Annotated in this window: 25 protein-coding genes; 19 read left to right on the top strand and 6 right to left on the bottom strand. The window is 54.9% G+C overall.

The annotated features are described in order from the left end of the window. Positions 1-60: 60 nt before the first annotated feature. The 11 genes from ftsH (at position 61) to JRI95_01060 (ending at position 10,759) form a co-directional block, all read left to right on the top strand. Positions 61-1,920, top strand: a complete 1,860-nt coding sequence (ftsH, locus tag JRI95_01110; protein ID MBW2060141.1) for an ATP-dependent zinc metalloprotease FtsH — start codon at positions 61-63, stop codon at positions 1,918-1,920. A gap of 72 nt (positions 1,921-1,992) precedes the next feature. Continuing rightward, a complete protein-coding gene (folP, locus tag JRI95_01105; GenBank protein MBW2060140.1) occupies positions 1,993-2,781 on the top strand; it encodes a dihydropteroate synthase in 789 nt (262 codons plus the stop codon). Between the two features lie 23 nt (positions 2,782-2,804). Then, positions 2,805-4,169: a phosphoglucosamine mutase gene (locus JRI95_01100; GenBank protein MBW2060139.1), complete on the top strand. Its 1,365-nt coding sequence runs from the start codon at positions 2,805-2,807 to the stop codon at positions 4,167-4,169. A 3-nt stretch (positions 4,170-4,172) separates the two neighbouring features. After that, entirely contained in the window at positions 4,173-4,955 is a 783-nt protein-coding gene (locus JRI95_01095; protein MBW2060138.1) for a type III pantothenate kinase, read from the top strand. After that, a complete protein-coding gene (locus JRI95_01090) occupies positions 4,942-5,862 on the top strand; it encodes an LD-carboxypeptidase (protein MBW2060137.1) in 921 nt (306 codons plus the stop codon). Before JRI95_01095 ends, JRI95_01090 begins: the two co-directional genes overlap by 14 nt. Positions 5,863-5,882: 20 nt before the next feature. Continuing rightward, complete coding sequence (locus tag JRI95_01085; GenBank protein ID MBW2060136.1) at positions 5,883-7,001, top strand: beta-lactamase family protein; 1,119 nt, start codon at positions 5,883-5,885, stop codon at positions 6,999-7,001. A 159-nt stretch (positions 7,002-7,160) separates the two neighbouring features. After that, positions 7,161-8,102, top strand: a complete 942-nt coding sequence (fabD, locus tag JRI95_01080; GenBank protein ID MBW2060135.1) for an ACP S-malonyltransferase — start codon at positions 7,161-7,163, stop codon at positions 8,100-8,102. A 4-nt stretch (positions 8,103-8,106) separates the two neighbouring features. Next, positions 8,107-8,334, top strand: coding sequence for a ferredoxin family protein (locus JRI95_01075; GenBank protein MBW2060134.1), 228 nt, complete (start codon positions 8,107-8,109; stop codon positions 8,332-8,334). After that, on the top strand, positions 8,325-9,395 hold the full coding sequence (locus JRI95_01070; GenBank protein MBW2060133.1) for a 3-methyl-2-oxobutanoate dehydrogenase subunit VorB: 1,071 nt from the start codon (positions 8,325-8,327) through the stop codon (positions 9,393-9,395). Before JRI95_01075 ends, JRI95_01070 begins: the two co-directional genes overlap by 10 nt. Positions 9,396-9,437: 42 nt before the next feature. Further along, on the top strand, positions 9,438-10,199 hold the full coding sequence (locus JRI95_01065; protein MBW2060132.1) for a 2-oxoglutarate oxidoreductase: 762 nt from the start codon (positions 9,438-9,440) through the stop codon (positions 10,197-10,199). A gap of 11 nt (positions 10,200-10,210) precedes the next feature. Continuing rightward, positions 10,211-10,759, top strand: coding sequence for a 2-oxoacid:acceptor oxidoreductase family protein (locus JRI95_01060; GenBank protein MBW2060131.1), 549 nt, complete (start codon positions 10,211-10,213; stop codon positions 10,757-10,759). 443 nt (positions 10,760-11,202) lie between these two features. Here JRI95_01060 and JRI95_01055 read toward each other — a convergent pair whose 3' ends face one another. The 6 genes from JRI95_01055 to sucC form a co-directional block, all read right to left on the bottom strand. Next, the gene (locus JRI95_01055) at positions 11,203-12,264 is read right to left on the bottom strand and encodes a hypothetical protein (protein MBW2060130.1); all 1,062 of its coding nucleotides are present in this window, start codon (positions 12,262-12,264) and stop codon (positions 11,203-11,205) included. Positions 12,265-12,351: 87 nt separating this feature from the next. Further along, positions 12,352-13,098 (bottom strand): 16S rRNA (uracil(1498)-N(3))-methyltransferase, encoded by a 747-nt coding sequence (locus tag JRI95_01050; protein ID MBW2060129.1) that lies wholly within the window; start codon positions 13,096-13,098, stop codon positions 12,352-12,354. Positions 13,099-13,319: 221 nt separating this feature from the next. Next, complete coding sequence (locus JRI95_01045; protein MBW2060128.1) at positions 13,320-13,640, bottom strand: hypothetical protein; 321 nt, start codon at positions 13,638-13,640, stop codon at positions 13,320-13,322. Further along, positions 13,615-14,175, bottom strand: a complete 561-nt coding sequence (locus JRI95_01040) for an epoxyqueuosine reductase QueH (protein MBW2060127.1) — start codon at positions 14,173-14,175, stop codon at positions 13,615-13,617. Before JRI95_01040 ends, JRI95_01045 begins: the two co-directional genes overlap by 26 nt. Before the next feature lie 34 nt (positions 14,176-14,209). Next, a complete protein-coding gene (gene sucD, locus JRI95_01035) occupies positions 14,210-15,076 on the bottom strand; it encodes a succinate--CoA ligase subunit alpha (protein MBW2060126.1) in 867 nt (288 codons plus the stop codon). A 10-nt stretch (positions 15,077-15,086) separates the two neighbouring features. Beyond that, positions 15,087-16,247 carry an ADP-forming succinate--CoA ligase subunit beta gene (gene sucC / locus JRI95_01030; GenBank protein ID MBW2060125.1) on the bottom strand — a complete coding sequence of 387 codons (1,161 nt, stop codon included), beginning with the start codon at positions 16,245-16,247 and terminating at the stop codon, positions 15,087-15,089. 440 nt (positions 16,248-16,687) lie between these two features. Between sucC and JRI95_01025 the strand changes: the two genes are divergently transcribed. The 8 genes from JRI95_01025 to JRI95_00990 all read left to right on the top strand — a co-directional run bounded on the left by JRI95_01025 (position 16,688) and on the right by JRI95_00990 (position 26,990). After that, a complete protein-coding gene (locus tag JRI95_01025) occupies positions 16,688-18,505 on the top strand; it encodes an acyl-CoA dehydrogenase (protein ID MBW2060124.1) in 1,818 nt (605 codons plus the stop codon). A gap of 279 nt (positions 18,506-18,784) precedes the next feature. Continuing rightward, positions 18,785-19,753 carry a GDP-mannose 4,6-dehydratase gene (locus tag JRI95_01020; protein MBW2060123.1) on the top strand — a complete coding sequence of 323 codons (969 nt, stop codon included), beginning with the start codon at positions 18,785-18,787 and terminating at the stop codon, positions 19,751-19,753. Continuing rightward, complete coding sequence (locus JRI95_01015; GenBank protein ID MBW2060122.1) at positions 19,750-20,460, top strand: glycosyltransferase family 2 protein; 711 nt, start codon at positions 19,750-19,752, stop codon at positions 20,458-20,460. Before JRI95_01020 ends, JRI95_01015 begins: the two co-directional genes overlap by 4 nt. Before the next feature lie 708 nt (positions 20,461-21,168). After that, complete coding sequence (locus JRI95_01010) at positions 21,169-22,467, top strand: ABC transporter substrate-binding protein (protein ID MBW2060121.1); 1,299 nt, start codon at positions 21,169-21,171, stop codon at positions 22,465-22,467. 86 nt (positions 22,468-22,553) lie between these two features. After that, positions 22,554-23,423 carry a branched-chain amino acid ABC transporter permease gene (locus JRI95_01005; protein ID MBW2060120.1) on the top strand — a complete coding sequence of 290 codons (870 nt, stop codon included), beginning with the start codon at positions 22,554-22,556 and terminating at the stop codon, positions 23,421-23,423. A gap of 2 nt (positions 23,424-23,425) precedes the next feature. Beyond that, positions 23,426-24,466 carry a branched-chain amino acid ABC transporter permease gene (locus JRI95_01000; protein ID MBW2060119.1) on the top strand — a complete coding sequence of 347 codons (1,041 nt, stop codon included), beginning with the start codon at positions 23,426-23,428 and terminating at the stop codon, positions 24,464-24,466. A gap of 45 nt (positions 24,467-24,511) precedes the next feature. Continuing rightward, on the top strand, positions 24,512-26,221 hold the full coding sequence (locus JRI95_00995) for an AMP-binding protein (GenBank protein MBW2060118.1): 1,710 nt from the start codon (positions 24,512-24,514) through the stop codon (positions 26,219-26,221). Between the two features lies 1 nt (position 26,222). After that, entirely contained in the window at positions 26,223-26,990 is a 768-nt protein-coding gene (locus JRI95_00990; GenBank protein MBW2060117.1) for an ABC transporter ATP-binding protein, read from the top strand. Positions 26,991-26,994 lie beyond the last annotated feature (4 nt).

Genomic DNA, 26,994 nt, shown 5'->3' with positions numbered 1-26,994 from the left:
AAAGAAAGTTGACTGAGCTGACAACCCCGTGTATAAGGGTTGACCCTGGGAGAAAAATTTTTGAGTCCTTTCTATAAAAATCTAGCTTTGTGGCTGGTCATCAGTCTGATGATGATCCTGCTTTTCAATTTGTTCAACAACCGCCAGCCGACCTCTAATCTGGTCGCATACAGCGAACTCATGACCTCCATTCAGCAAGGCGAGGTCTCCGAAGTGATTATCAAAGGCAATGAAATCACTGGCAATCGGATTGACGGCCAAAAATTCACGAGCTACGTCCCGAATGATCCGGATCTGATAAAAACGCTGCGGGCAAAGAATATCAAAATTTCAGCCGAGCCAGCAGACGATTCGCCCTGGTATATGACGATCCTCATATCCTGGTTTCCCATGCTCCTCCTCATCGGCGTTTGGATATTCTTTATGCGCCAGATGCAAGGCGGGGCTGGAAAGGGGCCTCTCTCCTTTGGCAAAAGCAGAGCGCAACTCCAAACCGATCAATTTCATAAGGTCACTTTTGATGACGTGGCCGGGATCGAGGAGGCTAAAGAGGAGCTGGAGGAGATTATTGAATTCCTGAGAGACCCGAAGAGGTTCACTCGCCTGGGAGGCCGCATTCCTAAAGGGGTCCTGCTCATGGGCTCGCCGGGCACGGGTAAGACCTTGCTCGCGCGTGCCATCGCCGGTGAGGCCGAGGTGCCGTTTTTTTCCATCAGCGGTTCCGATTTCGTGGAAATGTTCGTCGGAGTGGGCGCTTCCCGCGTCCGGGACCTCTTTGTCCAGGGTAAAAAGAGTGCTCCGTGCATCATTTTCATTGATGAGTTAGACGCTGTGGGCCGCCACCGCGGGGCTGGCCTGGGCGGCGGTCATGACGAACGCGAACAGACCCTGAACCAGCTTCTGGTCGAGATGGATGGTTTTGAGTCTAGTGAAGGGGTTATCCTGATTTCTGCCACGAACCGGCCTGATGTCCTGGACCCGGCCCTTTTGAGGCCCGGGCGTTTCGACCGGCAGGTAGTCGTGCCCGTGCCCGACATCAAGGGCCGGGAAAAAATCCTCGAAGTGCATACCCGCCGTATCCCTTTGGCCGATGACGTGGATCGTTCCGTCCTCGCTCGTGGAATGCCGGGTTTTTGCGGAGCGGATATCGAGAATCTGGTCAATGAAGCCGCCTTACTGGCTGCCCGCGAGAGCAAGGAAAAAGTTGACATGAGCGATTTTGAGGAGGCCAAGGACAAGGTCTTGATGGGCAAAGAAAGGCGGAGCATGATCATCTCTGACGAGGAGAAGCGCAACACCGCCTACCATGAGGCCGGTCATGTTCTGGTGGCCAAACTCATCCCCGGGAGTGACCCGATTCACAAGGTGACCATTATCCCCCGAGGTCGGGCCCTCGGCCTGACGCAGCAGCTGCCCATGGATGAAAAGCACACCTACCCCCAGGAGTTCCTGCTTGGGAATCTGGCGATGCTTTTGGGCGGAAGGTCGGCCGAGGAACTGGTCCTCAACGATATGACTACCGGCGCTGGCGATGACATCGAACGAGCCACCGAACTGGCCCGAAAGATGATTTGTGACTGGGGTATGAGCAAGAAGCTGGGGCCATTGGCCTTTGGCAAGAAAGAGGAGCAGATTTTCTTGGGGCGGGAGTTCGCCCAGCATCGAGACTACAGCGAAAAGACAGCTCAAATGATTGATGCTGAAGTCTCGGCTCTGATCAAGGGCAGCCATGACCGGGCCACGGATTTCCTGAAGCGGAACATAGATGTCCTTCATACTCTGGCCCAAACCCTCCTGGAAAAGGAGACCCTGGACAGCAATGAGATTGACGAGATCGTGGCTCCAGCCCTAGCCCGCGAGCAAGGCGATCAGGACCATGCCAGCGAACCGGCGCAGTTCGATCAAAAATCAGCAAGTTAGTAAATAATCTTGAGTAATTTCAGGCTTAAATGGGGTCAGTGGTGTCTGGACCTCAAAGCGCGGCCCCACATCATGGGTGTGATCAATGTCACACCCGATTCATTTTCCGATGGCAAAGACTTTTACGCTCAGGATTCGGCTGTGGCCCACGGGCTGCATCTCGTTGAAGCAGGCGCGGACATTTTGGATATAGGCGGGGAATCCACCCGTCCTGGAGCCAGGTCTGTGAGCCAAGAGGAGGAGCTGCGCCGGGTTATCCCGGTCATCGAGTCCCTGGTCAGGCAGGTTACTGTTCCCCTGTCCATAGACACCTGCAAATCCGGCGTTGCCAAGGCCGCCCTGCAAGCCGGTGCTTCGATGATCAACGATATCAGCGCCGGTCGGCTCGACCCGGAACTTATTTTAGTAGCCTCCCGAGCCGGTGTGCCTCTCATTTTGATGCACATGCAGGGAGAACCCCGGACCATGCAGGATAACCCGACCTATCAGGATTTGATGGGCGAGGTCAAGTCCTTCCTGGTTGAGGCCGCTGAAAGGGCCGAGAATATGGGCCTGGCCAGAGAAATGATCATCATTGATCCGGGCATTGGATTTGGTAAAACATTTAATCACAACCTGACCCTGATCAACCGCCTGGAAGAATTTATCGCCCTTGGACGCCCCGTTATGGTCGGCCCTTCCCGCAAGGCGTTTCTGGGACAGATTCTGGGCGGTGCCCTGCCCAAGGAGCGGGACGTGGCCTCGGCAGCCGTTATCGCGCTGGCGGCTTATAAAGGCGCGCATATCCTGCGGGTGCACAATATTGATCTGACTCGACAGACCCTGGCCGTGGTTAAGGCTGTCAAGCATGAAAAGGTGTGATTTAAAAAAACGACAGAGAATCCGTGAATCAGAATGAACGAAAGCTCTTTGGCACAGACGGCGTGCGCGGAAAGGCCAATGAGCACCCCATGACCCCCGAAATGGCCGTGCAGATCGGCCGGGGTGCGGCCTGCATTGCAAAAAAAGATGCCGGTAAGCGGGCCAAGATCATCATTGGCAAAGACACGCGCCTCTCAGGATACATGCTTGAAAACGCCATGGCCAGCGGTATCTGCTCCATGGGCGTGGATGTGCTTCTGGCCGGGCTTTTACCCACACCGGGTGTCGCCTTTCTGACCACGAGGCTGGGAGCCGACGCCGGGGTTGTCATTTCTGCCTCCCACAACCCATTTCAAGACAACGGGATCAAGATCTTTTCTCATGATGGTTTCAAGCTGCCCGATGAGGTGGAGGTTCAGATCGAGGACCTCGTCTTCTCAGGTGCAATGGACTCGCTCAGGCCCTTGGCCAGCGAGATAGGCCGGATTGATCGCCTTGAGGACGCGGCTCAGCGCTACGTTCTTTTCTTGAAAAGCACCTTTCCTCAGGACATGACGCTCGCCGGCCTGCGACTGGTCGTTGATGCCGCCAACGGTGCGGCCTATAAATGCGCGCCCGCGGTCTTTGAGGAGCTGGGAGCGGAAGTCATTCTCATCAATGCCGAACCCAACGGCGAGAACATCAACCTCAACTGCGGCTCTCTCCACCCTGAGGTAACAGCGGCTGTGGTTCTTGAGAAGCAGGCCGACCTGGGCCTGGCTCTGGACGGGGACGCCGACCGGGTCATCTTTATTGATCAGCAGGGAAAGATCGTGGATGGCGATCACATCATGGCCATTTGTGCCCGGGACCTGGATCGCCGGGGTCTCCTGGCCCGGAAAACCGTGGTCGCCACTGTCATGAGTAACCTCGGCCTGAAAATAGCCTTGAAAAATTTAGGCCTTGACCTGATTCAAACCGATGTCGGGGACCGTTATGTCGTTGAAAGGATGCGCCAGGGGGGCTATAATTTCGGCGGAGAGCAGTCCGGCCATTTGCTTTTTCTGGACCATAACACGACCGGGGACGGCGTCTTGAGCGCCTTGCAGGTCCTGGCCGTCATGAAACGGGAAGGAAAATCCCTGTCCGAACTGGCCGGGATCATGGAGAGCTTTCCGCAGATCCTGCTTAACGTCAGGGTGTCAAAACGGGTGGACCTGATGGAAATTCCTGAGATCAAGAATCAATGCCAGCTGATCCAGGAGGCCATGGGAGATGAGGGCCGGCTTTTAGTTCGCTACTCCGGGACAGAGCCGCTGGTCAGGGTCATGATCGAAGGCAGGGATGCGCAGGAAATCAGAACCATGGCCGAAGAAACCGCGGCCTTAATCGCCAGGGAGCTGGGATAAACGATGCTGATCGCCATTGACATTGGGAATACGAATACCGTTATCGGAGCCTTTGAAGGAGATACCCTCAAGGCGGACTGGCGTATCCGGACCGAAAGGGATGTGACCGTGGACGAGCTGGGCATGCTTTTCCGAAATCTTTTCGACTCCCAGGGACTCGATTTTGCACAGGCTGACGAAATGATCATCTCGTGTGTGGTGCCTCCCATGCTGGATGCTGTGGTAAATTTTGGACGGAAGTATGTACGCACCGAACCGTTGGTCGTGGGTCCTGGCATCAAAACGGGTATTCCTATACTTATTGACAATCCAAAAGAAGTCGGAGCTGACAGGGTCGTAAACGTGGTGGCCGCGTATGAGAGATATCACCGCGCCCTGATTGTCGTTGACCTAGGCACATCCACGAATTTTGATTACGTCTCCCCCAAAGGCGAATACGTGGGCGGCGTCATCGCTCCCGGCCTGATTATCTCCAGTGAAGCGCTCTTCCAGAAGGCCAGCAAACTCCAGCGTATTGAAATCTCGCGGCCGAAAAGGGCTATTGGCAGAGATACCATCTCCGCCATGCTCGCCGGCCTGGTCTATGGACACGTCGGCCTGATTGACGGGGTGGTCCGCCGCATGAAGACCGAAGCCGGGACCGATCCCATGGTTATCGCCTCCGGCGGCCTGGCACATCTGATTGCCGCAGAATCGGAGACGATTGACGAAGTCATCCCTGATTTAACCCTGGACGGTCTGAGGATTATCTTCAACCTTAATCGGACCCCTCGTGACCAGAACTGAACCCCGGAAACTCCTCCTTTCCCGGCCCCTCAGACAGGGGGATATCGTGGGGGTGGCTGCGCCCGCCGGTCCTTTTAACGAAGCCCGCTTTAAAACCGGTTTGGCTCGTCTCGAATCCCTGGGTCTGAAAACCCGCTGCCCTGGGGACATCTTCAAACAGGACGGTTTTTTAGCCGGTACGGATGAAAATCGGGCCGAAACAATCAACACCCTGCTGAACGACGAGGAGGTCAGGGCGATTTTTTGCGCTCGCGGCGGTTACGGATCAATGCGGATCCTCGACCGGATCAACCTCAGCCTTATCAAGGCCAAACCCAGGATTATGATCGGATTTTCCGATGTGACCGCACTGCTCCTGGCCCTGCACCATGCCACCGGCTTGGTCACCTTTCATGGTCCGGTTATTACATCCCTTTCTCAGGCCGATGAAGAAACAACCTCAATGCTCAAAAGAACGCTTTTTGGCCAGCCAGTCTTTCCTCTGGCTCTGAAGGATATTCGCGTCATTATGCCTGGGCAGGCTGAAGGCCCTCTTCTGGGAGGGAATTTAACCATTCTGATACATCTCCTGGCCACACCAGTCCTCCCAAACCTGGACGGAGCCATCCTCTTCCTTGAAGATACCGGCGAATCGCCTTACCGCCTGGACCGGATGCTGACCACCCTCAGACTCTCCGGGGTCCTCGAGCGATGTTCGGGCATAATTTTTGGGGAGTTTAACGATTGCGGATCAAGCTCTGAGGTACATGGCGTGCTTGAAAGGAACCTGGCCGGTTTCCACGGCCCTGTGGTGGCCGACTTCCCTGTGGGTCATGGATCGCGGAATCTAACCTTACCGCTCGGCCCTCGCGCCATCCTGGACACTCAGGCCCGGAGCCTGGACCTGACCGAACCATACCTGGCGTGAGAGAGAGTAACAGAAAAAGTGTGAATATCGGGCGACTGCAGGAAGAGATGGATCGGGCGGTTGCGGCCGGGGTTTTCCCGGGCGGTGTGCTGCTGGCGGCCCGAGGCAGTCAGGTGGCCGCGACTATTACCGCGGGCAGACTTGAATACAGCCTCAAGGCCAGCCCGGTCCGCACTGAAACTATATACGATTTGGCCTCCCTGACCAAGGTGCTCTCCACCGCCATCCTAACTATGATCTTTCTGGAACAGGGCCGGTTCGGCCTTGAGTCTTCCTTGAAGCAACTCTGGCCGGGCCGTGTGCCGCCGGATAAAAGAGGCCTGACCCTGACTCAACTTCTCAGCCACACCAGCGGCCTGCCAGCCTGGCGGCCTTACTTTGAGGTTCTTAATCAAGTCCCGATTGGAAAACATCGCACCCGCATGGCTGAATTGATACTCGAGGAGCCTCTTGAGTCTGAGCCGGGTAAGCGATCGGAATACAGCGATCTGAATTTCATCTTATTAGGTCTGATCCTGGAGGAAATCGCTCAGGCCCGTCAGGAACAGTTGTTTGAGGAGCTTGTTGCCAGGCCCCTGGGTCTCAAGCGAACAGGGTACCGGCCCATGGATCGCAAGAATCTTGCCTCAGCCGGGTCCATTGCTCCGACCGAAGACTGCCCTGACCGGGGCGGAGTACTTAAGGGTGAGGTGCACGATAAAAACGCCTGGGCCCTGTCCGGTGTGGCCGGGCATGCGGGCCTGTTCGGGACCGCGGGTGAGGTTTGGCGTATCATGGCTTCTCTGCGCGCCTCCTTTCGACATGAACCTGGCAGCCGCCTGGTCTTAAAACACATTGTTCAATCCTTCTGGCTGTGGGAGAGTCAAGCCATATCTTTAAACAGCGCCCTGGGTTTCGACAGACCGGTGGAGAACGATTCTGCGGCAGGTCATTATTTTTCCCGCGCCAGCGTCGGGCATCTCGGCTTCACAGGCGCCTCCCTCTGGTACGACCCTGACCAGGACCTGACTGTAATCCTCCTGACCAACCGCGTTCACCCCTCCTCAACCAACGAGGCCATCAAAAAATTCCGGCCGTTTATTCATGATCTGGTCTTTGAGAAACTGGTAGGTAAAAGATTGGTCAGAGGGAATTTTTGATAAAAGCTCTTTAAGGTTTCAATCAGGGTGTGGCTTCTGATGAGCCAATGGCAAGGCTTTCCAGAACCTTGACACCTACCCGAGGAGCATATATGCTTACGGGCCATGTAACGGGAGCATATGGATTCTAAAAAGCCCCGACGAGGTTTGATACCTACCATGGTAAAAACCGCCTTTATCTTTCCCGGCCAGGGCTCCCAGTTCGTGGGCATGGGGCAGGATTTTTACGAAGCCCATGCCTGGGCCAGGGAGATCTTTGACCTGGCCGACGAGGTCACGGGCAAGCAAATTACAAGGCTCTGCTTCGAAGGACCGCTCGAAGAACTGACCCTGACCGTTAATCTTCAGCCTGCCTTGACCGCGGTCAATCTGGTCTGCCTCAAAGCCCTGACCGAAAAAGGTCTGACCCCGGAAGCTACGGCCGGGCATTCCCTGGGAGAGTACTCCGCCCTAGCCGCGGCCGGTGTCATTTCATCCGCCGATGCCTTGAACCTGGTCAACCGCCGCGGCGAGCTGATGCACCGCGAGGCTGAAAAGCGGCCTGGAGCCATGCAAGCCATTATTGGCCTGACGCCCGACCGGGTCGAGGGAATAACGGAACTGGCCAGGGATAAGGGCACAGTCGTGGTGGCTAATTATAATACGCCCCAGCAAACCGTTATTACCGGTGAGGCCCAGGCTGTGGCCGCGGCAGCGAAACTAGCCGGGACTGACGGGGCCAAGACAGTGCCTCTTCAGGTCTCCGGGGCCTGGCACAGCCCGCTCATGGAGGCCGCGGCCGAGGATTTTGCCCGCGTCATTATGGAGACGGACTTTTCAAGGCCAAGATGCGATCTTTACTTGAACGTGACGGCCCGGATTGAGACAGACCCTGATGAAATCAAATCCATCATGGCCCGGCAGATGATCTCTCCGGTCAGATGGTTCGAAATCATCGAGAATATGCTGGCTGGCGGCGCGAGCCATTTCCTTGAAGTCGGTCCGAAAAAGGTTCTGGCCGGACTGAACAGGAAGATCGTACCCAGGGACGCGCCCGTGGAAACCATCAATATTCAGGACATGGCCGGTCTGGATAAGGCCGTGGAGAGTGTGGGGAGATAAAAACATGCCAGCCGCAGCGGCTGAAACAAAAGCGAAAATATCTTTCAGGGAAGAGAGATGCAAGGGCTGCGGGCTGTGTGTCGAGGCCTGCCCGCGCAAGCTGATTGTTGTGGGCAGCAGGCTCAACAACCAGGGTTATGCGGTGGCTGAACTCGAAGACCCGGAAAGGTGCAACGGCTGCGCTCTCTGCGCCGAGATGTGTCCGGACGTGGTGATTGAAGTATGGCGCTAGCGGAAAAAAACAAAAGAAAGAAGGTCCTTATCAAAGGCAATGAGGCCGTGGCTATGGGGGCGATCGAGGCCGGCTGTCGTTTCTATTTCGGCTATCCCATTACCCCTCAGAACGAAATCCCGGAGTACATGTCTGCTCATCTGCCCGAAGTAGGCGGGACCTTTATTCAGGCTGAAAGCGAGATCGCTTCGATCAACATGATGCTCGGGGCCGGCGCCACCGGCGTTCGGGCCATGACCTCCTCTTCATCCCCTGGCATTTCCCTGAAGCAGGAAGGCCTCAGTTACATGGCAGGCAGTGAGATTCCCGGGGTGGTGGTCAATATGAGCCGCAGCGGACCGGGCCTGGGCGGAATATCTCCCTCGCAGGGGGATTATTTCCAGGCCACCCGAGGCGGCGGGCACGGCGATTACCGCGTCTTTGTTCTGGCTCCGGACTCGATTCAGGAATGCTACGACCTGATCATGCTGGCTTTTGACATGGCCGACAAATATTCAAATCCGGCCATGATCCTGGGCGATGCCATGCTGGGCCAGATGAAAGAACCGCTGGAGCTTAAAAAATATGAGCCTAAAATATTCGAAAAGAAATGGGCCTTAACCGGCGCCAAGGGACGACCGGCCCAGTATCTCAAAAGCCTGTACCTTGATGATGGCGAATTGACCGAGCACAACTGGAAGCTCTTTCGCAAATACCAGCGCATGAAAGAGGATATTCGTGTCGAGGCCCTTTATCTAGAAGATGCCCGTCTGGTCGTGGCGGCTTTCGGTTCCATGGCGCGGGTCCTGAAATCCTCGGTTAAAATGGCCCAGGAAGAGGGGTTAAAAGTCGGCCTCATCAGGCCCATCACCATTTTCCCCTTTCCCCAGGATTTCATTCGAAAGACCTCGCACCAGGTTAAACACTTCCTGACCATGGAGTTGAACACCGGCCAGATGATCGAGGATGTGCGGCTGTCCGTGGAACCGGGTACCCAGGTTGATTTTTTTGGCCTGCCTCCCGGTTCCCTGCCCGCGCCGGACGTATTTTTAAAGGAGATCAAGAAGGCCTATTCAGAGTGATGGGCCTTAAGGAGCGCCGCCTCTTGGCGGTGAAAGAGGAAAATGAAACAGGTTTTTAAACGACCCGAAAGCTTGATTGATGTCCCCTTCCACTTCTGCCCGGGCTGCCACCATGGCATCATTCATCGTATCGTGGCCGAGGTCATTGATGAGTACGAACTCCGGGAGCAGGTTATCATCGCGGCTTCGGTCGGTTGCTCGGTCTTCATGTATGATTATTTTGACGTGGATGTGATCGAGTCGCCGCACGGACGGGCCGCCGCAGTAGCGACCGGCGTGAAGCGCGCCCGCCCGGATAATTTTGTTTTCACCTATCAGGGCGACGGCGACCTGGCGGCCATCGGCACGGCGGAAATTATCCACGTTGCAAACCGGGGTGAAAATGTGACGGTCTTCTTCGTCAATAACACCATCTATGGCATGACCGGCGGCCAGATGGCTCCCACGACCATGATCGGCCAGAAGAGCACCACCACTCCGAGAGGCCGGGACCCGCAGGAGGCCGGGCATCCGATTCACATGGCCGAACTGCTAGCCAACCTGGCCGGAACGGCCTATTCCGCGCGGGTAGCCGTCAACAATATTAAGAATTTGATGCAGGCCAAAAAAGCAACCCGGCAGGCGGTCGAGGCCCAGCTTGAAGGGATGGGGTTGGGGTTTGTTGAGTACCTGTCAGCCTGCCCCACCAACTGGAAGATGACACCGGCCCAGGCCTGCGAGCGAGTGGGCCAGGAGTTGATTCCCGCTTTTCCCCTGGGAGTTTTCAAGGAATTCAAAGCTGAAGCCCAGGCCAAGGCTGGTTAAGGAGCGATTTTTTGTACTTTGATCTGATCATTGCGGGTTTCGGCGGACAGGGCGTCATGTTCATCGGCAACCTTCTGGCCCAAGCCGCCATGCTGGAGGGCCGCAAGGTGACCTACCTGCCTGTTTACGGCGTTGAGATGCGCGGAGGCACCGCCAACTGCACCGTGGTCATTTCCGACCAGGACATCGGCTCCCCCAGCATCACCAACCCGAAGGGGTGTGTCGTCATGAACAAGCCCTCTCTGGTCAAGTTCGGGCCTCGAGTTAAGAACGATGGGCTGCTGCTGGTGAATTCATCTTTAATCAGGCCGGAAGAAGTGGAGGTTCAAGGCCCTGAAGTGATAATGGTTCCCTCAACCGAGCTGGCCGCTGAGGTGGGCAACGACCGCTTAGCCAACATGATATTCCTGGGCGTACTGATTGGCAGGACAGAGACGGTTGCTCAAACAAGCATCAAGCAGGCCCTCATCGAGACCGCAGGTTCAACCAACCACGAAATACTGGCCCTGAACACCAGAGCCGTGGAAAGAGGGGTGGCTTTCGGTCGCCAGGGGAGTTGAAAAGCCTTTCTATGGGATAAATCGCCTCAAGGCCCACGAACCGCGGCCTGATAATGATACGTTGACCTGGAAAGCCCTAGCAGTTCACACTGACGGCTCATTTAGAAAATATTTTGCAAACCCTCATAAGTCCCTTGTAAAGAAAGGTGAGCAATGAAAATTAATAAAGCAAGACTGCACCCACTCTATGACCGGTATGCCAATGAGGAAAACCGCCTCACACACGCCTTGCTCCACACCGTTAGTTCATCAGAATGGTTGTTTTCCAGATTTCTAAAGAATTTTGTAGGAGTGAATGTTTCGCTGGCTAACAATATTTGAGTCTGGCAGGTTGTTTTATTGGCGTTCTGTGAGGAACGCAATGATAATAGCCTGGCAATTCATTGCCAGGCTAGATATCCACAATTTTTTGAGTCCCATCGGGACGGTTTAAAAAAAAGTTATCAGCTCTTATCTTCCTCCTCCAGCTCCAGGTCGTCAAAATCCAGTTCAATCTCGTCGAGCTCCTCGTCCTGCTCCGGCTCAGCCGCTGCGGCCGTGGCCGCCTCCCCGGTGTCTTCGATGATCACGGTGGAGTCATCGAGCGAAATTCCCTCATCCTCAGCACCAGACGCGAGGGCCTCTTCCTGGATTAACTCCTCAGACGGCGCGGCGGTGGGGGTTATGGTATCTTCTTCCAGCTCCAGGTCGGTCAGCCCCAAATCTTCAATGTCGCTCTCTTCAAGGCCCTCTTCCTCGCCCAGCTCCAGGTCCAGGTCGGTGAGGTCCAGTTCTTCTTCCGGGGCCGCTTCAGGCTCTTCCTCGGGCTCCCGGGCAGGCACTGTGGCCTCCAGGGCTTCATCCTCAAGTGAAAGATCGCCCAGGTCCAGTTCTTCGGCTTCTCCTTCAGCAAGCTCCTCATCAGCCATGGAATCTATTTCCAGGTCAATTTCCTGTTCTGGCGCTTCCTCTGCCTCGGCTTCAAAGCTAACCGTCTCCTCTTCAAGTTCGGGTGAAACTTCCAGGCTAAGTTCAGGTTCGACTTCCTCTCCCGGTTCAAGAATCAGGGTCTCTTCAGCCTCCAGATCGGCCACGGGCTCGGCTTCTTCCATAACGACCACCTCGGAAGGCTCTTCAGTTTGAATCTCTAGCTCCTCACCCTCTTGAGGCAGCTCGAATTCAATCTCGTCTCCGGGCGTAACTTCAACCATGCCCGGCTGAATTTCTTCCCCCGGTTCGGCCTCGAATTCAAGAGTGGCCACCTCTTCCAGTTCAGCAGGCGCTTCGGCCTCCTCCGGCATCTCGGAGACCTCTTCATCATAAGTGCCCAGGTGTTCGGTCTCCTCCCCTTCAAAGGTGAAATCCTCGGATTCCCCTTGACTCAGCAGAGACCCCAGGAAGAAAACCGGCTTGGGAGTTACGGCTATGAGGCCGAGCTGCTCCCGCACCGGAGTCAGGCCTCGCCCGCATTTGGGGCAGACCTCGTTGTGATCAAAACTGGTCAGGCCACATTTGGGACACCTCATACGGCCCTCCTATTGTTCGGGCTAAAGAGATTTTTAAGTTTAACCTCTATATATTACACGGTTAAATGATAAAAATCAATCAAAATTTTACAAATCGCCCCAGGCGAAACCTAAAATAGCCATCAAGGCCAGGGCCGCTGTTTCGGAACGCATGACCCTCGGCCCCAGCCCCAGAATTTCAAAACCCGCCTCTTCGGCCCGGGAGACCTCCTCAGAGGTGAACCCGCCTTCAGGTCCGACCAGGACAAAGACGGAGCGCGGCTCAGGACTCTGGCGTAGCAGTTCCTTGAAGCGCGCTCCTAAGGCGCTTCTTTTTTCTTCATAAAGCATGAGCCTCAAGTCAGCTTGAGACGCCGCGGACAGGAAGACCTCCAGGCTGGCCAGAGCATGGATTTCCACCGGCCAGCCACGCTGGCACTGCTTCAGGGCCTCCAGGGCGATCTTTTGCCAGCGCGCCCGCCTCTTTTCAGCCTGGCTTTGGTTCATACGAACCGCGCTGCGGGCGGAGTAAAGGGGGATCAGCCTTTTCAGCCCCAGCTCGGTTCCCTTCTGGATGACCAGGTCCATGGGGGCGGCCTTCAGGACCGCCAGCCCCAGGGTCAGTTCCAGGGGGGACTCCTTGAGGGAGGCCTTCTGTTCTATGACGTCCAGTTCGACCCGGTCAGAGGCGGTCGAGACGATACGAGTCTCCCATTCATGCCCCTGGCCGTCTATTAAACAGACCTGGTCCCCGGGTTTGAGACGTAAGACGCGCAAGGCATGGCGGGCTTGTGACCCGGTCAATGCGGCCTGATCAGAGATTGGCAGCGCCGGATCAATCAGAAAGCGCCTCATGATGCCTCCGTTCTGGTCATGGTCAGGGTCGCCCATTCCCCCTTGACCGATTGTTGCGTCAGCGAAAGGCCCTGGGGTCGTTTTTTTCATCAGCGGCCATGAGAACAATTTTTCTCAGGCCTCATGGTAGCCCAGTTGCAGCTTTATGGCAAGATATGGGACAGGCTTTCCAGCCTGCCATTTTTCGGCGTCCAGCAGGTATCTATCCCCAAAGCTAATGATTAACTGATCTTTGTATATTTCCTTCCAGCCTCGTCAAAGACGACATAGCCGATATCTGTTCTTTCAGCCATTTCGACCAGGTGCGGGAGAAAATCGCCAAAGGTAAAGCCCAGGTGATTGCAAGGCCACAGGTCTATCATCTGTGCGCCGCTGATAGGGAGCTTTCCGTGGATGATGGGCCAGGACGCATTGTACTTCTCATGATCTTTTTTACTTACCCTGGCCGTTTTCATAACCGTGGCCACGAGATAATATCTTAAATTTTCTCTGGCCAGTCGGGCCACGGTCATTGTTTCACCGGCCGGGGTTCTGCCTCGCACCGCTGCCCGGCCGGTAGAAGCGTTCTTTTTCGCTGTAAATGCAACCGCAGTATTGCTGGCGGTACATGCCCAGCTCCTTGGAGCGGACGATTCCTTGCTTCCAGCCTTCACGGAAGTCCTGGTAAAAGAACTCGATACGCCTTTTCCGCGCCGCCTCGCGGCCGATCTCGGTGATGAGTTCATGGTTTTGATGCTTGCTGTGAAGGAGCGTCGTGGTGACGGCCTCGAACCTTCCCCTTTTGGCCACATGAACGGCCTGATTCAGGCGGAGGCGGTAGCAGAACCGGCAGCGATCCGTCTCCCGGAAGACCATCTCTCTGAGGAAGCCTTCGAGGTCGTATCCTTTGGCGAAGATGAGAGGCAGTTCAATTGATTCGGCATACTGAGCCAGAGTATCCCGCCGCCGGAGGTATTCCTGATAGGGATGGATATTGGGATTGAAGAAGTAACCGTGAACCTCATGCCCGGCCTCTCTCAGGGCCTGGACCGGATAGATGGCGCATGGTCCGCAGCAGATGTGAAGCAGAATCTTCATCTAAGGCCCTGGCTCGCCCTTTGGCCTCAGCCTTTCAGCCCAGGACATCCTTGACCGTCTCACCCAGGACGCCCAGGTCCTCGATGACGTGAATGCCTGCACCCTTCAGGGCAGCGATTTTATCGGCCGCTTTCCCGGATTTCCCGGAGATGATAGCCCCGGCATGACCCATGCGGCGGCCGGGCGGGGCCGTGCGCCCGGCGATGAAGGCAAAGACGGGCTTGCTGAACTCGGCCCGGATGTACCCGGCCGCATCCTCCTCAGCCCGCCCGCCGATCTCGCCCACCAGCACCACGGCCTCGGTCTGGTCGTCCGCCTGGAAATGCTTGAGAATATCCACAAAAGACTGGCCGATGACGGGATCGCCGCCGATTCCGAGGCAGGTGGACTGGCCCAGACCCACCTCTGAAAGCTGACTCACGACCTCATAGGTCAGGGTCCCGCTGCGGGAGACGACGCCGATAGAACCGGCTAGATGGATCGGGCTGGGCATGATCCCGAGCTTGGTCTGTCCGGGAGTGATGATGCCGGGGCAGTTGGGGCCGATGAGAATCACGCCCCGCTGGCGCAGGTAGTGCCAGACCCTGGCCATCTCGAGGACCGGAATGCCTTCGGTGATACACACCACCAGCTTCAAACCCGCGGCAGCCTCCATGATGGCGTCGGCGGCCATGGCGGGCGGAACAAAGATGATACTGGCCGTAGGCTGAACCTCGGCCATGGCCCGGTCAACCGTATTAAAGACCGGCAGACCGAAAATCTCCTGGCCGCCCTTGCCCGGGGTCACGCCTCCCACGACCTTGGTTCCGTATTCGATCATCTTCTCGGTATGGAAACGTCCTTCCGAGCCGGTTATCCCTTGCACGATAACCCGTGTGTTTTTATCCACCAGAATGCTCATATACGCTCCGCTATCTTACCAGATTCGCCACTTTTTTAGCTGCGTCTTTGAGATCATGGGCCACGGTAAAGTCCAGATCCGACTCGTTCAGAAGGCGCTGGCCTTCATCTTTATTAGTCCCCTCCAGGCGAATGATGATCGGGACCTTGACCTGGACCGTTTTTGCAGCCTCGATCACACCCTTGGCCAGAACATCGCAGCGAAGTATGCCTCCGAAAATATTAATCAGGATGGCCTTAACCCGCTCGTCGGACAGAATAATTCTGAACCCCTGAGCGGTTTCCTCAGCGTCGGCCCCGCCGCCCACGTCGAGGAAGTTGGCCGGTTCGGCCCCGGCCTGCTTGATCAGGTCCATGGTGGCCATGGCCAGACCGGCCCCATTGACCATGACGCCGATGTTGCCATCCAGCCGGATATAGTTCAGGTCGTGCCGACTGGCTTCGAGCTCCAGGGGGTCCATCTCGTTGGGGTCGGCCAGTTCTTCCATGTCGGGGTGACGAAAGAGGGCGTTGTCGTCAATACTGATCTTGGCGTCCAGGGCCAGGAGCTGACCCTCTGCGGTGATAACCAGGGGGTTGATTTCGGCCAGCGAAGCGTCCAGGGAAATAAAGAGGCGGTACAGGTTTGAAAAGAGAGCCGCCCCGCTCCTCAAGAGGCTGCCTCCCCATGTCAGGCCCTCGGCCAGATTGCGGCCCTGGAAGGCCAGGAAGCCCAGGCCAGGGTCCACCGCTTCCTTGAAGATAAGCTCCGACGTCTTTTCGGCCACCTCCTCGATTTCCATGCCTCCGGCCGGACTGACCATCATCACCGGCCGGGCCAGGTTCCGGTCCAGGGTCAGGCCAGCATAATATTCCCCCTCGTACGCAGGGGCCTCCTCGATGAGAACCTGCTGCACCAGGCGGCCTTCCGGCCCGGTCTGAGGCGTGATTAAGTTCTGACCCAAGAGTCCGCGAGCCGCCTCAAAGACCTCATCAGGGCTATCCACGAGCTTGACGCCGCCGCCTTTGCCTCGCCCTCCAGCGTGAATCTGGGCCTTGACCACGAGTCGACCCTGCTTCAGCCCCCTGGCGATGTCTTTTGCCTCTTCAGGTGTCCTGGCCACCGAGCCTTGAGGTACGGGAATGTCGAAACGGCTGAAGAATTCCTTGGCCTGATATTCATGCAGCTTCATTGAAAGGTAGCTCCCCAAAAGGATTCTGCTTCAAGGTGAATCCCGTTATACAGCAGAGCCCAGGGCGCCACAAGTATTTTTTCTCAAGTGAAAAAATTTTTGACGCCTTTGAACACGGCCGGACCGCCTGGGTGAAGCGGTCTCAAAACGATTCTTAAAGGCGGTTTTATAAAATTTTCAAATGGTTGTCTTTTGAAAAAGACAATTTTTTTTATCGGTCATGATTCAAAACGATGAGGGAGCCAGTTTTGGGCCTTCTTTATAAATTCCCTTGACCGGACTTCAAGATGAGTGGTAACTTACCGGGTGAATATGAGCGGGCGCTCGGAAAGATCAATGTCCGGGATTCCGCTGGCAGGAAAACCGTGGTGAGACCGGGGTGCCTCTCTGGCTTCACTACGGTAAGTATTCAATATTTTAGGCAAGTTAGGAGGAAGAACATGGGGATTAATTATTTTGACCGGGACGACCGGGACGCCAAGTTTTTGCTTTTTGAGCATTTAGAGGTGGATAAGCTCCTTAAGTACGACGCTTACAAGGATTTTACCACTGATGATTTCAGCATGATCGTTGACGAGGCCATCAAGGTTTGCAAGGAGGTCCTTGGCCCGACCTTGCAGGATGGGGATCAAATGGACGTTGAGCTTAAAGATGGCGAGGTCACGTTGCCCGAATCCTTTCATGAGTGCTGGAAGGTTATGGCTGAAAACGGCTGGATCGCGCCGGGGAACAGCCCGGAATTTGGCGGACAGGGCCTGCCTCAGGTTGTAAACGGGCTGGTAATGGAACTCTTCACCGGCGCCAACATGGCCATGTCTACCTATCCGGGCCTGGCCATCGGCGCGGGCCGGTTGATCGAAAACTTTGGCACCGAGGAGGACAAGGCCCTTTTTGTGGAGAAGATGTATACCGGTGTCTGGGCCGGGACCATGTGCCTGACCGAGCCTGACGCCGGTTCTGACAATGGTTATCTTCTCACCAAGGCCATCCCCGACCCGGACGACCCTAGCATTTACAAGATCCAGGGGAACAAGTGTTTTATTACCGACGGTCAGCATGACCTGACGGAAAACATCATTCACCTGACCATCGCGCGGATCGAGGGAGCGCCGGCCGGGACCAGAGGCGTCAGTCTTTTTATTGTGCCCAAGATCTGGGTCAACCCTGACGGATCGCTGGGCGAACCCAACGACGTCATCTGCAGCAACATTGAGCACAAGATGGGGATCAAGGGTTCTATCACCGCGGTCCTTAATCTTGGGGAAAATGGGAACTGCCGCGGCATTCTTCTGGGTGAGCCTAACACCGGCATGCGCAAGATGTTCCAGATGATGAACGAGGCCCGAATCGGGACCGGTATTCAGGCCCTGGGCATTGCGGCTTCGGCTTACGATGTGGCCCGCAAATACGCCAAGGAAAGAATCCAGGGTCCGCCCTTTACCGACCGCCGGGCGCCGCGGGTTCCGATCATCCAGCATGAGGACGTGCGGCGCATGCTCATGAACCTCAAGGCAGGCACCGAGGCCATGCGGGCCTTTGCCGGGAAGCTTTTTTACCTGCTCGATATTGCCGAGAATGATCCGGATGAAGCCATCCGGCAAGGTGCTGAAAGGCAGGTTGATCTGGTCACGCCGCTCATCAAGTCCTACTGTTCGGATTTCGGTTACAACCTCTGCCGCGATGCCATGCAGGTCATGGGCGGCGTGGGGTATTGCAGCGAGTTCCCGGTTGAACAGTATGCTCGCGACTGCAAGATCCTCTCTATCTGGGAAGGCGTCAACTTCATTCAATCCCTGGACCTGGTGGGCCGCAAACTGATGATGGAAAACGGCCAGGTCTTTCAGGACTGGCTCAAACAGGCCCTGGCCTTTGCCAAAGAACACCAGGAAAACCCTGACTTTGGAATTGACTTCGAACTTTATCAGAGAGCGGCTCAAATCGTTGGCGATTTTGTCCAGACCTACATGCAGCAGTTTGGAGAGGACGGAAACATGCGCCTGATTCCCCTGACCTCGACCCGCTTCCTGGATTGCTTTGCCGAGGTCTATATGGGCCAGCTCATGCTGGAGCAGGGTCTTGTGGCCCGGGAAAAATTGAAAGAGGTTGATCCCGGCTCGTCAGACGGCGTCTTTTATCGAGGCAAGATCGAGACGGCTCGCTTCTACTGCCGCAATATCATGACCAATGTTTTCTCTCGCTATGAGCCCCTGAAGGTAAAAGACACCTCGGCCATAGACATCCCGGAGGAGGCCTTTTAAAAAGATCAGGCCGCCGGGTTATTAAAACAGCAGGGGAGTCCCTTATAACTAAGGGGCTCCCCTTATACTTTTGAGACTCATAAACTCAGGACTTCACGATCTCCTGAATAATCATGCCGTTTCCCCTAAAGGTTGACCCCTGGCCCAAAGCAAGATATAAATATCTCCCCAATGTCTCGATCCTTGAAAAGAGTTCTAGGTCAGGGTACGAATCTCCCTGACATAAAACACGGTTAATACTACAAGGCTGAAAATCGTTATTAGAAAGGAACCGCTCAAATTACCAGAACAGCTTTTATCACCGGCATCACCGGCCAGGACGGCTCCTACCTGACCGAGTTTCTTCTTGAACGCGGCTACCATGTCTGCGGACTGGTCTGGACGGGTGAGGCCGGGACGCCCGCTTGCCTGTCGAGCCTCAAGGATCAGATTGATCTTTATCCCGGTGACCTGAGCGACATGGCTTCCCTGAGGCGGGCCCTTAAGGCCTGCCAGCCGCATGAGATTTACAACCTGGCCGCGCAGTCCAGCATTACTTTATCCTGGGAGAAGCCGCTTCTCACGGCTGAAGTCACGGCCATGGGACCCCTGCGTCTCCTCGAATGCATGAGTCAGATCGTGCCTCGGGCCAGGTTTTTTCAGCCGTCTTCCAGCGAGGTCTTTGGCAACCCGGAACAAAGCCCTCAGACCGAGGAAACCCCCTTTGCCCCTCGAAACCCATACGGCTGGGCCAAGGCCTTTGCGCACCGCATGCTCAAGGCTTACCGGCAAAGGCACGGCCTCTTCGTCAGCCTGGGGCTTCTTTACAACCATGAATCCCCCCGCCGGCCGGAAACCTTTGTCACTCGAAAGATCACTCGCGCCGCGGCCCGAATCAAGATGAGGCAGGAGGATCAACTGATTATCGGTGACATATCAGCCGTTCGAGACTGGGGGTATGCCAGGGATTACGTGGAGGCCTTCTGGCTGATGCTCCAGCAGCCTGAGCCCGACGACTTCGTCATCGCCTCCGGGCAGGCTCATACCGTGGAGGAGTTCTGCCAGGCCGCCTTTGAAGTGGTGGGCCTTAATTACCGGGACTACCTCACCGTGGACAGATCCCTGTACCGGCCCTGGGAAACCAGACCCCTGGTGGGCAACCCGGCCAAGGCCCGTGCCCGGCTGGGCTGGAAACCGGCGCTCAATTTTCCCGATCTGGTCACGCTGATGGTTGAGACCGATCTAAAAGCCGTGCAAGGGGCTGGATGAACCTGACCCTGACAGTCATCATCCCGATATTCAACGAGCGGGAGACCGTGCTGACGGTGCTCGACCGCGTTCTGGCGGTGGACCTGGACAAGGAAGTCATCCTGGTTGACGACGGCTCCACAGACGGCACCGCCGAGGTCCTCAAAGCCGCTGAGCCGAAATATCCGGGCGTGCGGTTCCTTTATCATGAGCAGAACCAAGGCAAGGGGGCGGCCATCCGCACGGGCTTGTCCCGGGCCCGGGCCCGCTTTACCATCATCCAGGACGCGGACCTGGAATACGACCCTGAGGAATACCCCAAACTGCTGGCCCCTCTCCTTGAAGGACAGGCCCGGGTCGTTTACGGTTCGCGCGTTCTGGGTTCCAAAAAAGTACGATCCTACCACCGCTACTACTGGGGCGGACGCCTGCTCTCCTCGATCACCAACCTGCTCTATGGTTCGTCTATCACGGACGAGCCGACCTGTTACAAGGTTACCGAGACCCGGATCCTGCAAAATCTTGGCCTGAAGGCCGTGGGGTTTGAGTTCTGTCCTGAAGTGACCGCCAAAATCCTCCGCGCCGGTTTTAAGATCCATGAAGTACCTATTTCCTATCATCCCCGTTCCTTTGAGCAAGGCAAAAAAATCAAACCCAGAGACGGCCTGATCGCCATCTGGACCCTGCTCCGGTATCGCTTCGGGAAGCGGCCTCCACTGAAAGGCTGAAGGAAAAAAGAAGTAGGTCAGGCTGCGAAGCTCCCTGACAAAATATATCAAGGTAAGAGTCAAATATAACCAGCCACCAAATGGTCCCGTCCGAATTATAATGTCTCTAGAAATCCCCCTTTTTTAAAGGAGGAGAGAGGGGGATTTTTTTATTTTGTGCCATATTTCGGCCTGGGTACTCCTTCAGTGATTGGCAGTAACAGGTTTATGATCAGAGGGGATAAATAGCGCATGGTGTATTATTGATATTGATCAATAATTGAACTCTTAAGTTAACAGACTGCCTTGAAAATGCCAAAAAATATAAGACGTTATAATGGTGCCGGCGGGACCGCCGATTTTTTCTTGACAGGCTAAAACCCTTAACGTATTATTTGAGTCGTTTTATTTTAAGGTATTTTGGCGCACTCGTGTTAATTAAGTTTTTTGTTTCTAGGTACCCTCTTTGTGAATTTTGGGAGAGAGCGATAGAGTTTCTAACTAGACATAGGTTAGGTAAGGTAAAAATTTAGCGGCTGCCTTAATTTTTTTTCAAACAAAAAGAAGTAACGGAAAATATCCTCAAAAAGGACAGGCAAAGGTTTTCAGGAAAGATAAGGTCGCTCCAGGGGATACACCCTGTGTGGGATAAAGGAAGCAGTTTTTAAACCACAAACGAATCTCCAACTAACCACCATAAACTCAAACCTATAAGGAGCATAGAAAGCCATGAAAAAAACTAGGATTTTACTGAGTGTCGTATTGGCGGCCTTTCTGGTTATGACCATCGGTGTTCCTGCTTATGGGGCCAAGACGATCAAGATCGGTGTGATCGGCCCGATGAATTTTATGCAGGGCAAAGGACATTGGAATGGGGCCGTCATGGCCGCTGAGGAAATCAATGCCCAGGGTGGCATCCAGGTAGGCAGTAAAAAAATGAAAATTGAGCTCATTAAGGCTGACTCTAATGAGTTCTTAAGCATTACGGACGCCACCAACGCCATGGAGCGTGCCATAACTTATGACAAGGTTGATTTTCTGGTTGGTGGTTTTCGGACTGAGGCTGTTCTGGCCATGCAGGACATTGCCATGGACTACAAAAAGATCTTTATTGGTTGCGGAGCGGCCCACCCCACACTTTGCATCCGGGTGGCCCGGGATTATAAAAGGTATAAATACTTTTTCCGTGGTACTCCTTTTAATTCGATGTTCCTGGTCAAGACCTGCTTCGCTCATCTGGGATTTGTCGGTAAGGAGCTTAAAACACAGCTGAACATCCCCAAGCTGAAAGTGGCTATTGTTGGAGAAAAGCAGGTCTGGGTGGAACCGATGATTGGTGTGGCCAAGACGACTATTCCTAAGCTGGGCATGGAACTGGTCGGCGTCTGGCGGCCGTCTCAAACTGCGACTGACGTGACCGCCGAGCTTTCGGCTGTCCAGCGTTCAGGGGCTCATATCGTCTTTACCATTTTTTCCTCATCGGTCGGCATAACATTCGCCAGACAGGCCGGGGAGCTCAAGGTACCGGCCGTTATGGTCGGGATTAATGTTGAGGCCCAGAAAGATGGTTTTTGGAAGGCCACTCAAGGGATGGGTAATTATGCCATGACCATGAATACCTATGCCCGGGGAGTTGAAGTTAACGAATTGACCAAACCATTTATCGAGAAGTACATTAAGTTATTTGGAGAAGTCCCCACTTATACTGCCGACACTTACTCGGCCATAGCTATAACCCTGAAAAAGGCCATAGAAAAGGCGGGTACGCTCGATGCGGATAAGCTGATTCCTGTAATGGAAACTATGGAGGTAATGGTGCCTTCGGGCCGGGTTAAATATATCAAAGACGCCAAAGGCCGGAAGCTGCATGACCTTGCCTGGGGGCCTGGTTACCTGACCAGCCTCGGTGTCCAATGGCAGGATGGTGAGTTGAAGGCTGTTTGGCCAAACGGCTGGCAGGGCGTGACCTATAAGGGCGTAGTTCCCTATAAGATCGCGCCCTGGATCGTCGAGAAGTATAAAAAATAATTCATTAAACGGCCCTGCCCCTTTTAAAATCAAGGGGCGGGGTTCTTTTAAAGGCGCCTGAACGAAAAACAACAAAACGAGGGCCTATGATCTTAGACATCATCGTTAGCACCTTGATTAATGGCAGCGTATACGCCCTTCTCGCCATCGGTTTCTCCTTAATCTTCGGTGTAGCCCGCATTGTGAACATCGCCCACACCGCCTTTTACATGATCGCCGCTTACTGCATCTACTTTGCAACCCATAGAATCGGCCTCCATCCCCTCTGGGGGATGCTGGCCGCGGTAGTCCTGGTCACCCTCATCGGCCTGATCTCTTATAAGTTCTTCATAGATCCGATTCGCGAGCATGAGGCCGCGGTCTTAATCGCCACCATTGCTTTGGCCATGATCTTTCAGGAAGTTATGCTCCTTATTTTTAGCGGTGACTTCCTGAGTGTGCCATCTCTGGTCAAAGGATATGTATTGGTCCTGGGAGTGAAGGTCTCTTACCAGCAGCTGCTGACTATCGCTGGGGCCCTGATTATCCTGGCCGCAGTCTGGATGCTATTAATGAAAACTAGACTGGGTCTGGCTGTCCGGTCCACGGCCGACGACAGGGAGGTGGCCAATCTGATGGGCATGAACGTGGCTCGGGTGGCCATGATGACCATGGGTATCTCCGTGGCCCTGGCTGCCTTTACCGGCGCCGTGGTCGTGCCTCTCACCATCCTGAATCCTCATATGTGGATGCATCCTCTGATTATGATGATGGCCGTGGTGGTCCTGGGCGGACTGGGCAGCATCAAGGGCAGCTTCGCTGGGGCCTACATCCTGGGATTTTCTGAAGCCCTCGTGGTTTTTTTGATCCCCATGGGTTCTTTCCTAAAGGGTTCGGTGGCTCTGTCCATCATGATCCTGGTGCTGTTGATCAGGCCGGAAGGCCTCTTTGGCGTTGCTTTTGAGGAAGAGAGATAGGCATGGGTTTGCTTGGTTTCTATTTACGAAGACTTTTTACCATCTTTAAAGGGGAAGTGCTCGTTCTCCCCAGCCGCATCGTGGTTTTAATTTTTTTCCTGAGCTTGCTTCTTTTACCGATTGTTACACAGGACCCCTACCTGCTGCGCATCCTGATTCTCACCAACATCTTTGCCATTCTGGCCGCCAGTTGGGACCTCCTCTCCGGTTTTACCGGCCAGATGAATTTCGGGCATGCCCTTTTCTTTGGGGTCGGGGCTTATACCACGGCTCTTTTGAATCTGCATGCCCACATTCCTTCATGGGGCAGTATTCCCCTCGGAGCGCTGGCCGCGGTTCTGGCCGGCCTGATTGTCGGCATCCCCAGTCTGAGGCTCAAGCACACCTATCTGGCTCTGACCACCCTGGCCTTCCCGATTATCTTGCTTGGGATCGTCTTTGCCATTCCGGACGTCACCGGAGGCGAGATGGGCCTTTCCGGTCTGAGCCGCCTCTCTAGATCCCGCGTCATCGATTACTACGTTACAACCATTCTCATGCTCGGCCTGTGCACGATCATGTGGAAGATAACCGACTCGAACACAGGCATTATTTTTCATGCCATCAGGGAAGATGAGGTTGCGGTCAGGACCGGAGGCATCAATACGACCCGATACAAGCTGCTGGCCTTCTGCCTCAGCGGTTTTTTCGCCGGGATATCCGGCGGGCTTTATGCGCATTTCATGAGGATCGCTGGCCCCTCGACCCTGGAAGTCTCCATGTCTTTCCAGGTTGTCATCTGGGCGGTCTTTGGCGGGATAGTCACGATCTACGGGCCTGTGGGCGCGGTCTTTCTTCTCGTTCCCTTGCTGGAGTTTTTCCGCTTCTGGCCCGAGGTTCGCACGTTGATGTTTGCGGTTGTCATCCTGTTGATTCTCCTTTATATGCCTCAGGGCCTTCTGCCTTGGATACGCGACAAGGTGGAAAAAGAATGCCCGCGCTGCAAGATCAGAAACATAGCCACCCGAAACACGTGCCGCATCTGTGCCGCGCCTCTGGATTAAGCAAGAACGACTTTCCGCGTATTTTGCATAAAGAGGAAAAGTAAGATGGAAGCAAAGGAAGCATACATATCCAAACCCTGGCTGAAATTTTATCCGGAGGGTGTTTCGGAAAAGATCGAGACTCCTGAAATATCCGTGCCCGACATGTTTGAGCAGATGTCGGAAAAGTATGGTAACAAAACGGCCCTGGTCTTTTATGGCAAAAAAATCAGCTACAAGCAGCTCCGAGAGTTGATTGACCGGTTCGCTACCGCCTTGGCCGACCTGGGGGTAGGCAAGGGGGATACAGTGGCTCTCTATCTTCTGAACTGTCCCCAGTACGTGATTGCATACTTCGCCGTGCTTAAACTAGGCGCCAAGGTCACGCCTATCAGCCCGGTTTACACTAGCCAGGAAGTCAAACATCAGCTGGAAGACAGCGAGGCTAAATCAATAATTTGCGAGGATATCCTTTACGATAATGTTGACAAATCCGGCGTTGAGCTTGAAACGGTTATCCTGAGTCACATCGCGGATTACCTCCCTTCCATGAAAAAAATGTTTGGAAAGAATATTACGAGCCGGGTCTACCGGGAGATGGAGGTTCCGAGCCCTGAAATGATTAAACAGGCTGGATTGCACCAATTTCAGGATTTGGTCAAGAAGTATCCGCCCGAGCCTCCGTCAGTCACGATTGATCCTAAAACTGACATCGCCGCCCTGCCATACACAGGCGGTACCACCGGGCTTCCGAAGGCCGCAATCCTGACGCATTATAATATGGTGTCCTTGCGGGCTCAGACGGTCTCCTTCTGGCCGTTTTTTGAGGAAGGCAAGGAGACGGTCATTGCCTTCCTGCCTTTCTTTCATATCTACGGCCAGGTGGTGCTCATGCTCGCCGGTCTGACCCAGGGTCACACCATCGTGTTATTCACCACCCCGGACCTGGATGAGATCCTTTCGGCCGTGGAGCGGCACCAGGCCTCAGCCTTCTATGGGGTCCCGACCCTCTATGAGGCCCTCAAGGAATATGACAAAACCAGCCGTGTAAACTGGAAGCGGTTCAAGATGATCGTTTGCGGGGCCGATACCTTGCATGAATCCACGACTCAGGATTGGGAGAGGCGGACAGGGACCAAAATCCTGGAAGGTTACGGCATGACCGAAACCACGGCCGTCAGCCATGGCAGCCCCTATGACCGCCCCAAGACCGGTTCATTCGGGGTGCCCATCCCGGGCGTGAATGCCGCCATCGTCGAAGTGGATGGAACGGATTGCGTTCCGGTGGGCGAGGTCGGTGAGATGATCCTCAACGGTCCAAATATGATGGAGGGCTACTGGAAAAGAACCCAGGAGACTGAAGAGGCGATCATCGAGATTGACGGCGAAAAATGGCTACGCACCGGGGACCTGGTCAGCATGGACGAGGAGGGGTATTTCCATTTCTTTGACCGCAAGCGAGACCTGATCAAGTACAAAGGTTATTCAGTCTTCGCCCGTCACGTGGAAGAGGTGCTGTACATGCATCCGCAAATAAAAGCCGCCGGTGTGGTGGGCGTGTCTGATCCCAAGGTGGGGCAGATTATCAAAGCATATGTCGTTCTCCAGAGTGAGGCCCGAGGCAAGATCTCTGAAGAGGAGATTGTTGATTTTTGTAAAGATAACCTGGCTCATTACAAGATTCCCAAGATAATCGAGTTCAGGGGTGAGCTTCCGAAGACGGACGTAGGCAAGGTCTCGCGGCGCGAACTCAGGGAAGAGGTCGAGGAGGGATGAGATGAGCACGCCTTTTCTGGAGATCGAAGAACTGAACAAGGGCTTCGGAGGCCTCAAAGCCGTTAGCGATATTAACTTCAAGGTGGACCGGGAGGAGATGATCGGCCTTATCGGTCCCAACGGCGCAGGTAAGACCACCCTGGTGAGACTGATCCTGGGTATCATCAAAGCAGACTCCGGAACGATCAGGTTCAAAGGCAAAAAGATTACCGGTAAGAAAACCTGGAGTATCGTAAATATGGGTATTGTCGGCACCTTCCAGAATATGCGGCCCTTCCGACGGCTGCCCATCATCGCCAACGTCATGGTCTCCTGCCTTTCGCCTCGTGCCATGAAGCGCGGGGAATGGGTCAAGAGAATCGAGGCCAAGGCCATGGACGCCCTTGAATTCGCCGGCATCTCCGATATGGCCCTGGAGGATGCCTCCACGCTTTCCCAGGGTGATCTCAAACGGCTCGAGGTCGCCCGGGCCGTGGCTACAGAACCGGAACTGCTCCTGTTGGATGAACCGTTCGGGGGACTCAGCCCGGCTGAAACGGACCTTATGGGCAAGTCTATAAAAAGACTTCATAAGGGCGGTCGCTTCGGCCGGCTGCACAGCGAAGGACCGGCCATGATCATCATCGAACATAAGCTCCAGCAGTTGATGAAAATTACCGAGCGTATCATTGTGCTCAATTACGGAAAAATCATCGCGGATGGCACCCCGGAAGAGGTAGTGAAAAACAAAGAGGTGATCGAGTCTTACCTGGGCGAAGGAGACCTTTAACGTT

Source organism: Deltaproteobacteria bacterium (assembly GCA_019308995.1).
GTDB lineage: Bacteria > Desulfobacterota > Desulfarculia > Adiutricales > JAFDHD01 > JAFDHD01.
The sequence above is the reverse complement of the archived record's forward strand: the minus strand, read 5'-3'. Positions and strand labels throughout refer to the sequence as shown.

What these genes read in the sequence shown, in the direction of transcription:
- folP (MBW2060140.1), top strand. Translation starts at nt 1,993, where the DNA reads ATGGGTGTGATCAATGTCACACCCGATTCATTTTCCGATGGCAAAGAC.
- JRI95_01095 (MBW2060138.1), top strand. Translation starts at nt 4,173, where the DNA reads ATGCTGATCGCCATTGACATTGGGAATACGAATACCGTTATCGGAGCC.
- fabD (MBW2060135.1), top strand. Translation starts at nt 7,161, where the DNA reads ATGGTAAAAACCGCCTTTATCTTTCCCGGCCAGGGCTCCCAGTTCGTG.
- JRI95_01075 (MBW2060134.1), top strand. Translation starts at nt 8,107, where the DNA reads ATGCCAGCCGCAGCGGCTGAAACAAAAGCGAAAATATCTTTCAGGGAA.
- JRI95_01070 (MBW2060133.1), top strand. Translation starts at nt 8,325, where the DNA reads ATGGCGCTAGCGGAAAAAAACAAAAGAAAGAAGGTCCTTATCAAAGGC.
- JRI95_01065 (MBW2060132.1), top strand. Translation starts at nt 9,438, where the DNA reads ATGAAACAGGTTTTTAAACGACCCGAAAGCTTGATTGATGTCCCCTTC.
- JRI95_01055 (MBW2060130.1), bottom strand. Translation starts at nt 12,264, where the DNA reads ATGAGGTGTCCCAAATGTGGCCTGACCAGTTTTGATCACAACGAGGTC.
- JRI95_01050 (MBW2060129.1), bottom strand. Translation starts at nt 13,098, where the DNA reads ATGAGGCGCTTTCTGATTGATCCGGCGCTGCCAATCTCTGATCAGGCC.
- JRI95_01040 (MBW2060127.1), bottom strand. Translation starts at nt 14,175, where the DNA reads ATGAAGATTCTGCTTCACATCTGCTGCGGACCATGCGCCATCTATCCG.
- sucD (MBW2060126.1), bottom strand. Translation starts at nt 15,076, where the DNA reads ATGAGCATTCTGGTGGATAAAAACACACGGGTTATCGTGCAAGGGATA.
- sucC (MBW2060125.1), bottom strand. Translation starts at nt 16,247, where the DNA reads ATGAAGCTGCATGAATATCAGGCCAAGGAATTCTTCAGCCGTTTCGAC.
- JRI95_01025 (MBW2060124.1), top strand. Translation starts at nt 16,688, where the DNA reads ATGGGGATTAATTATTTTGACCGGGACGACCGGGACGCCAAGTTTTTG.
- JRI95_01015 (MBW2060122.1), top strand. Translation starts at nt 19,750, where the DNA reads ATGAACCTGACCCTGACAGTCATCATCCCGATATTCAACGAGCGGGAG.
- JRI95_01010 (MBW2060121.1), top strand. Translation starts at nt 21,169, where the DNA reads ATGAAAAAAACTAGGATTTTACTGAGTGTCGTATTGGCGGCCTTTCTG.
- JRI95_01005 (MBW2060120.1), top strand. Translation starts at nt 22,554, where the DNA reads ATGATCTTAGACATCATCGTTAGCACCTTGATTAATGGCAGCGTATAC.
- JRI95_01000 (MBW2060119.1), top strand. Translation starts at nt 23,426, where the DNA reads ATGGGTTTGCTTGGTTTCTATTTACGAAGACTTTTTACCATCTTTAAA.
- JRI95_00995 (MBW2060118.1), top strand. Translation starts at nt 24,512, where the DNA reads ATGGAAGCAAAGGAAGCATACATATCCAAACCCTGGCTGAAATTTTAT.
- JRI95_00990 (MBW2060117.1), top strand. Translation starts at nt 26,223, where the DNA reads ATGAGCACGCCTTTTCTGGAGATCGAAGAACTGAACAAGGGCTTCGGA.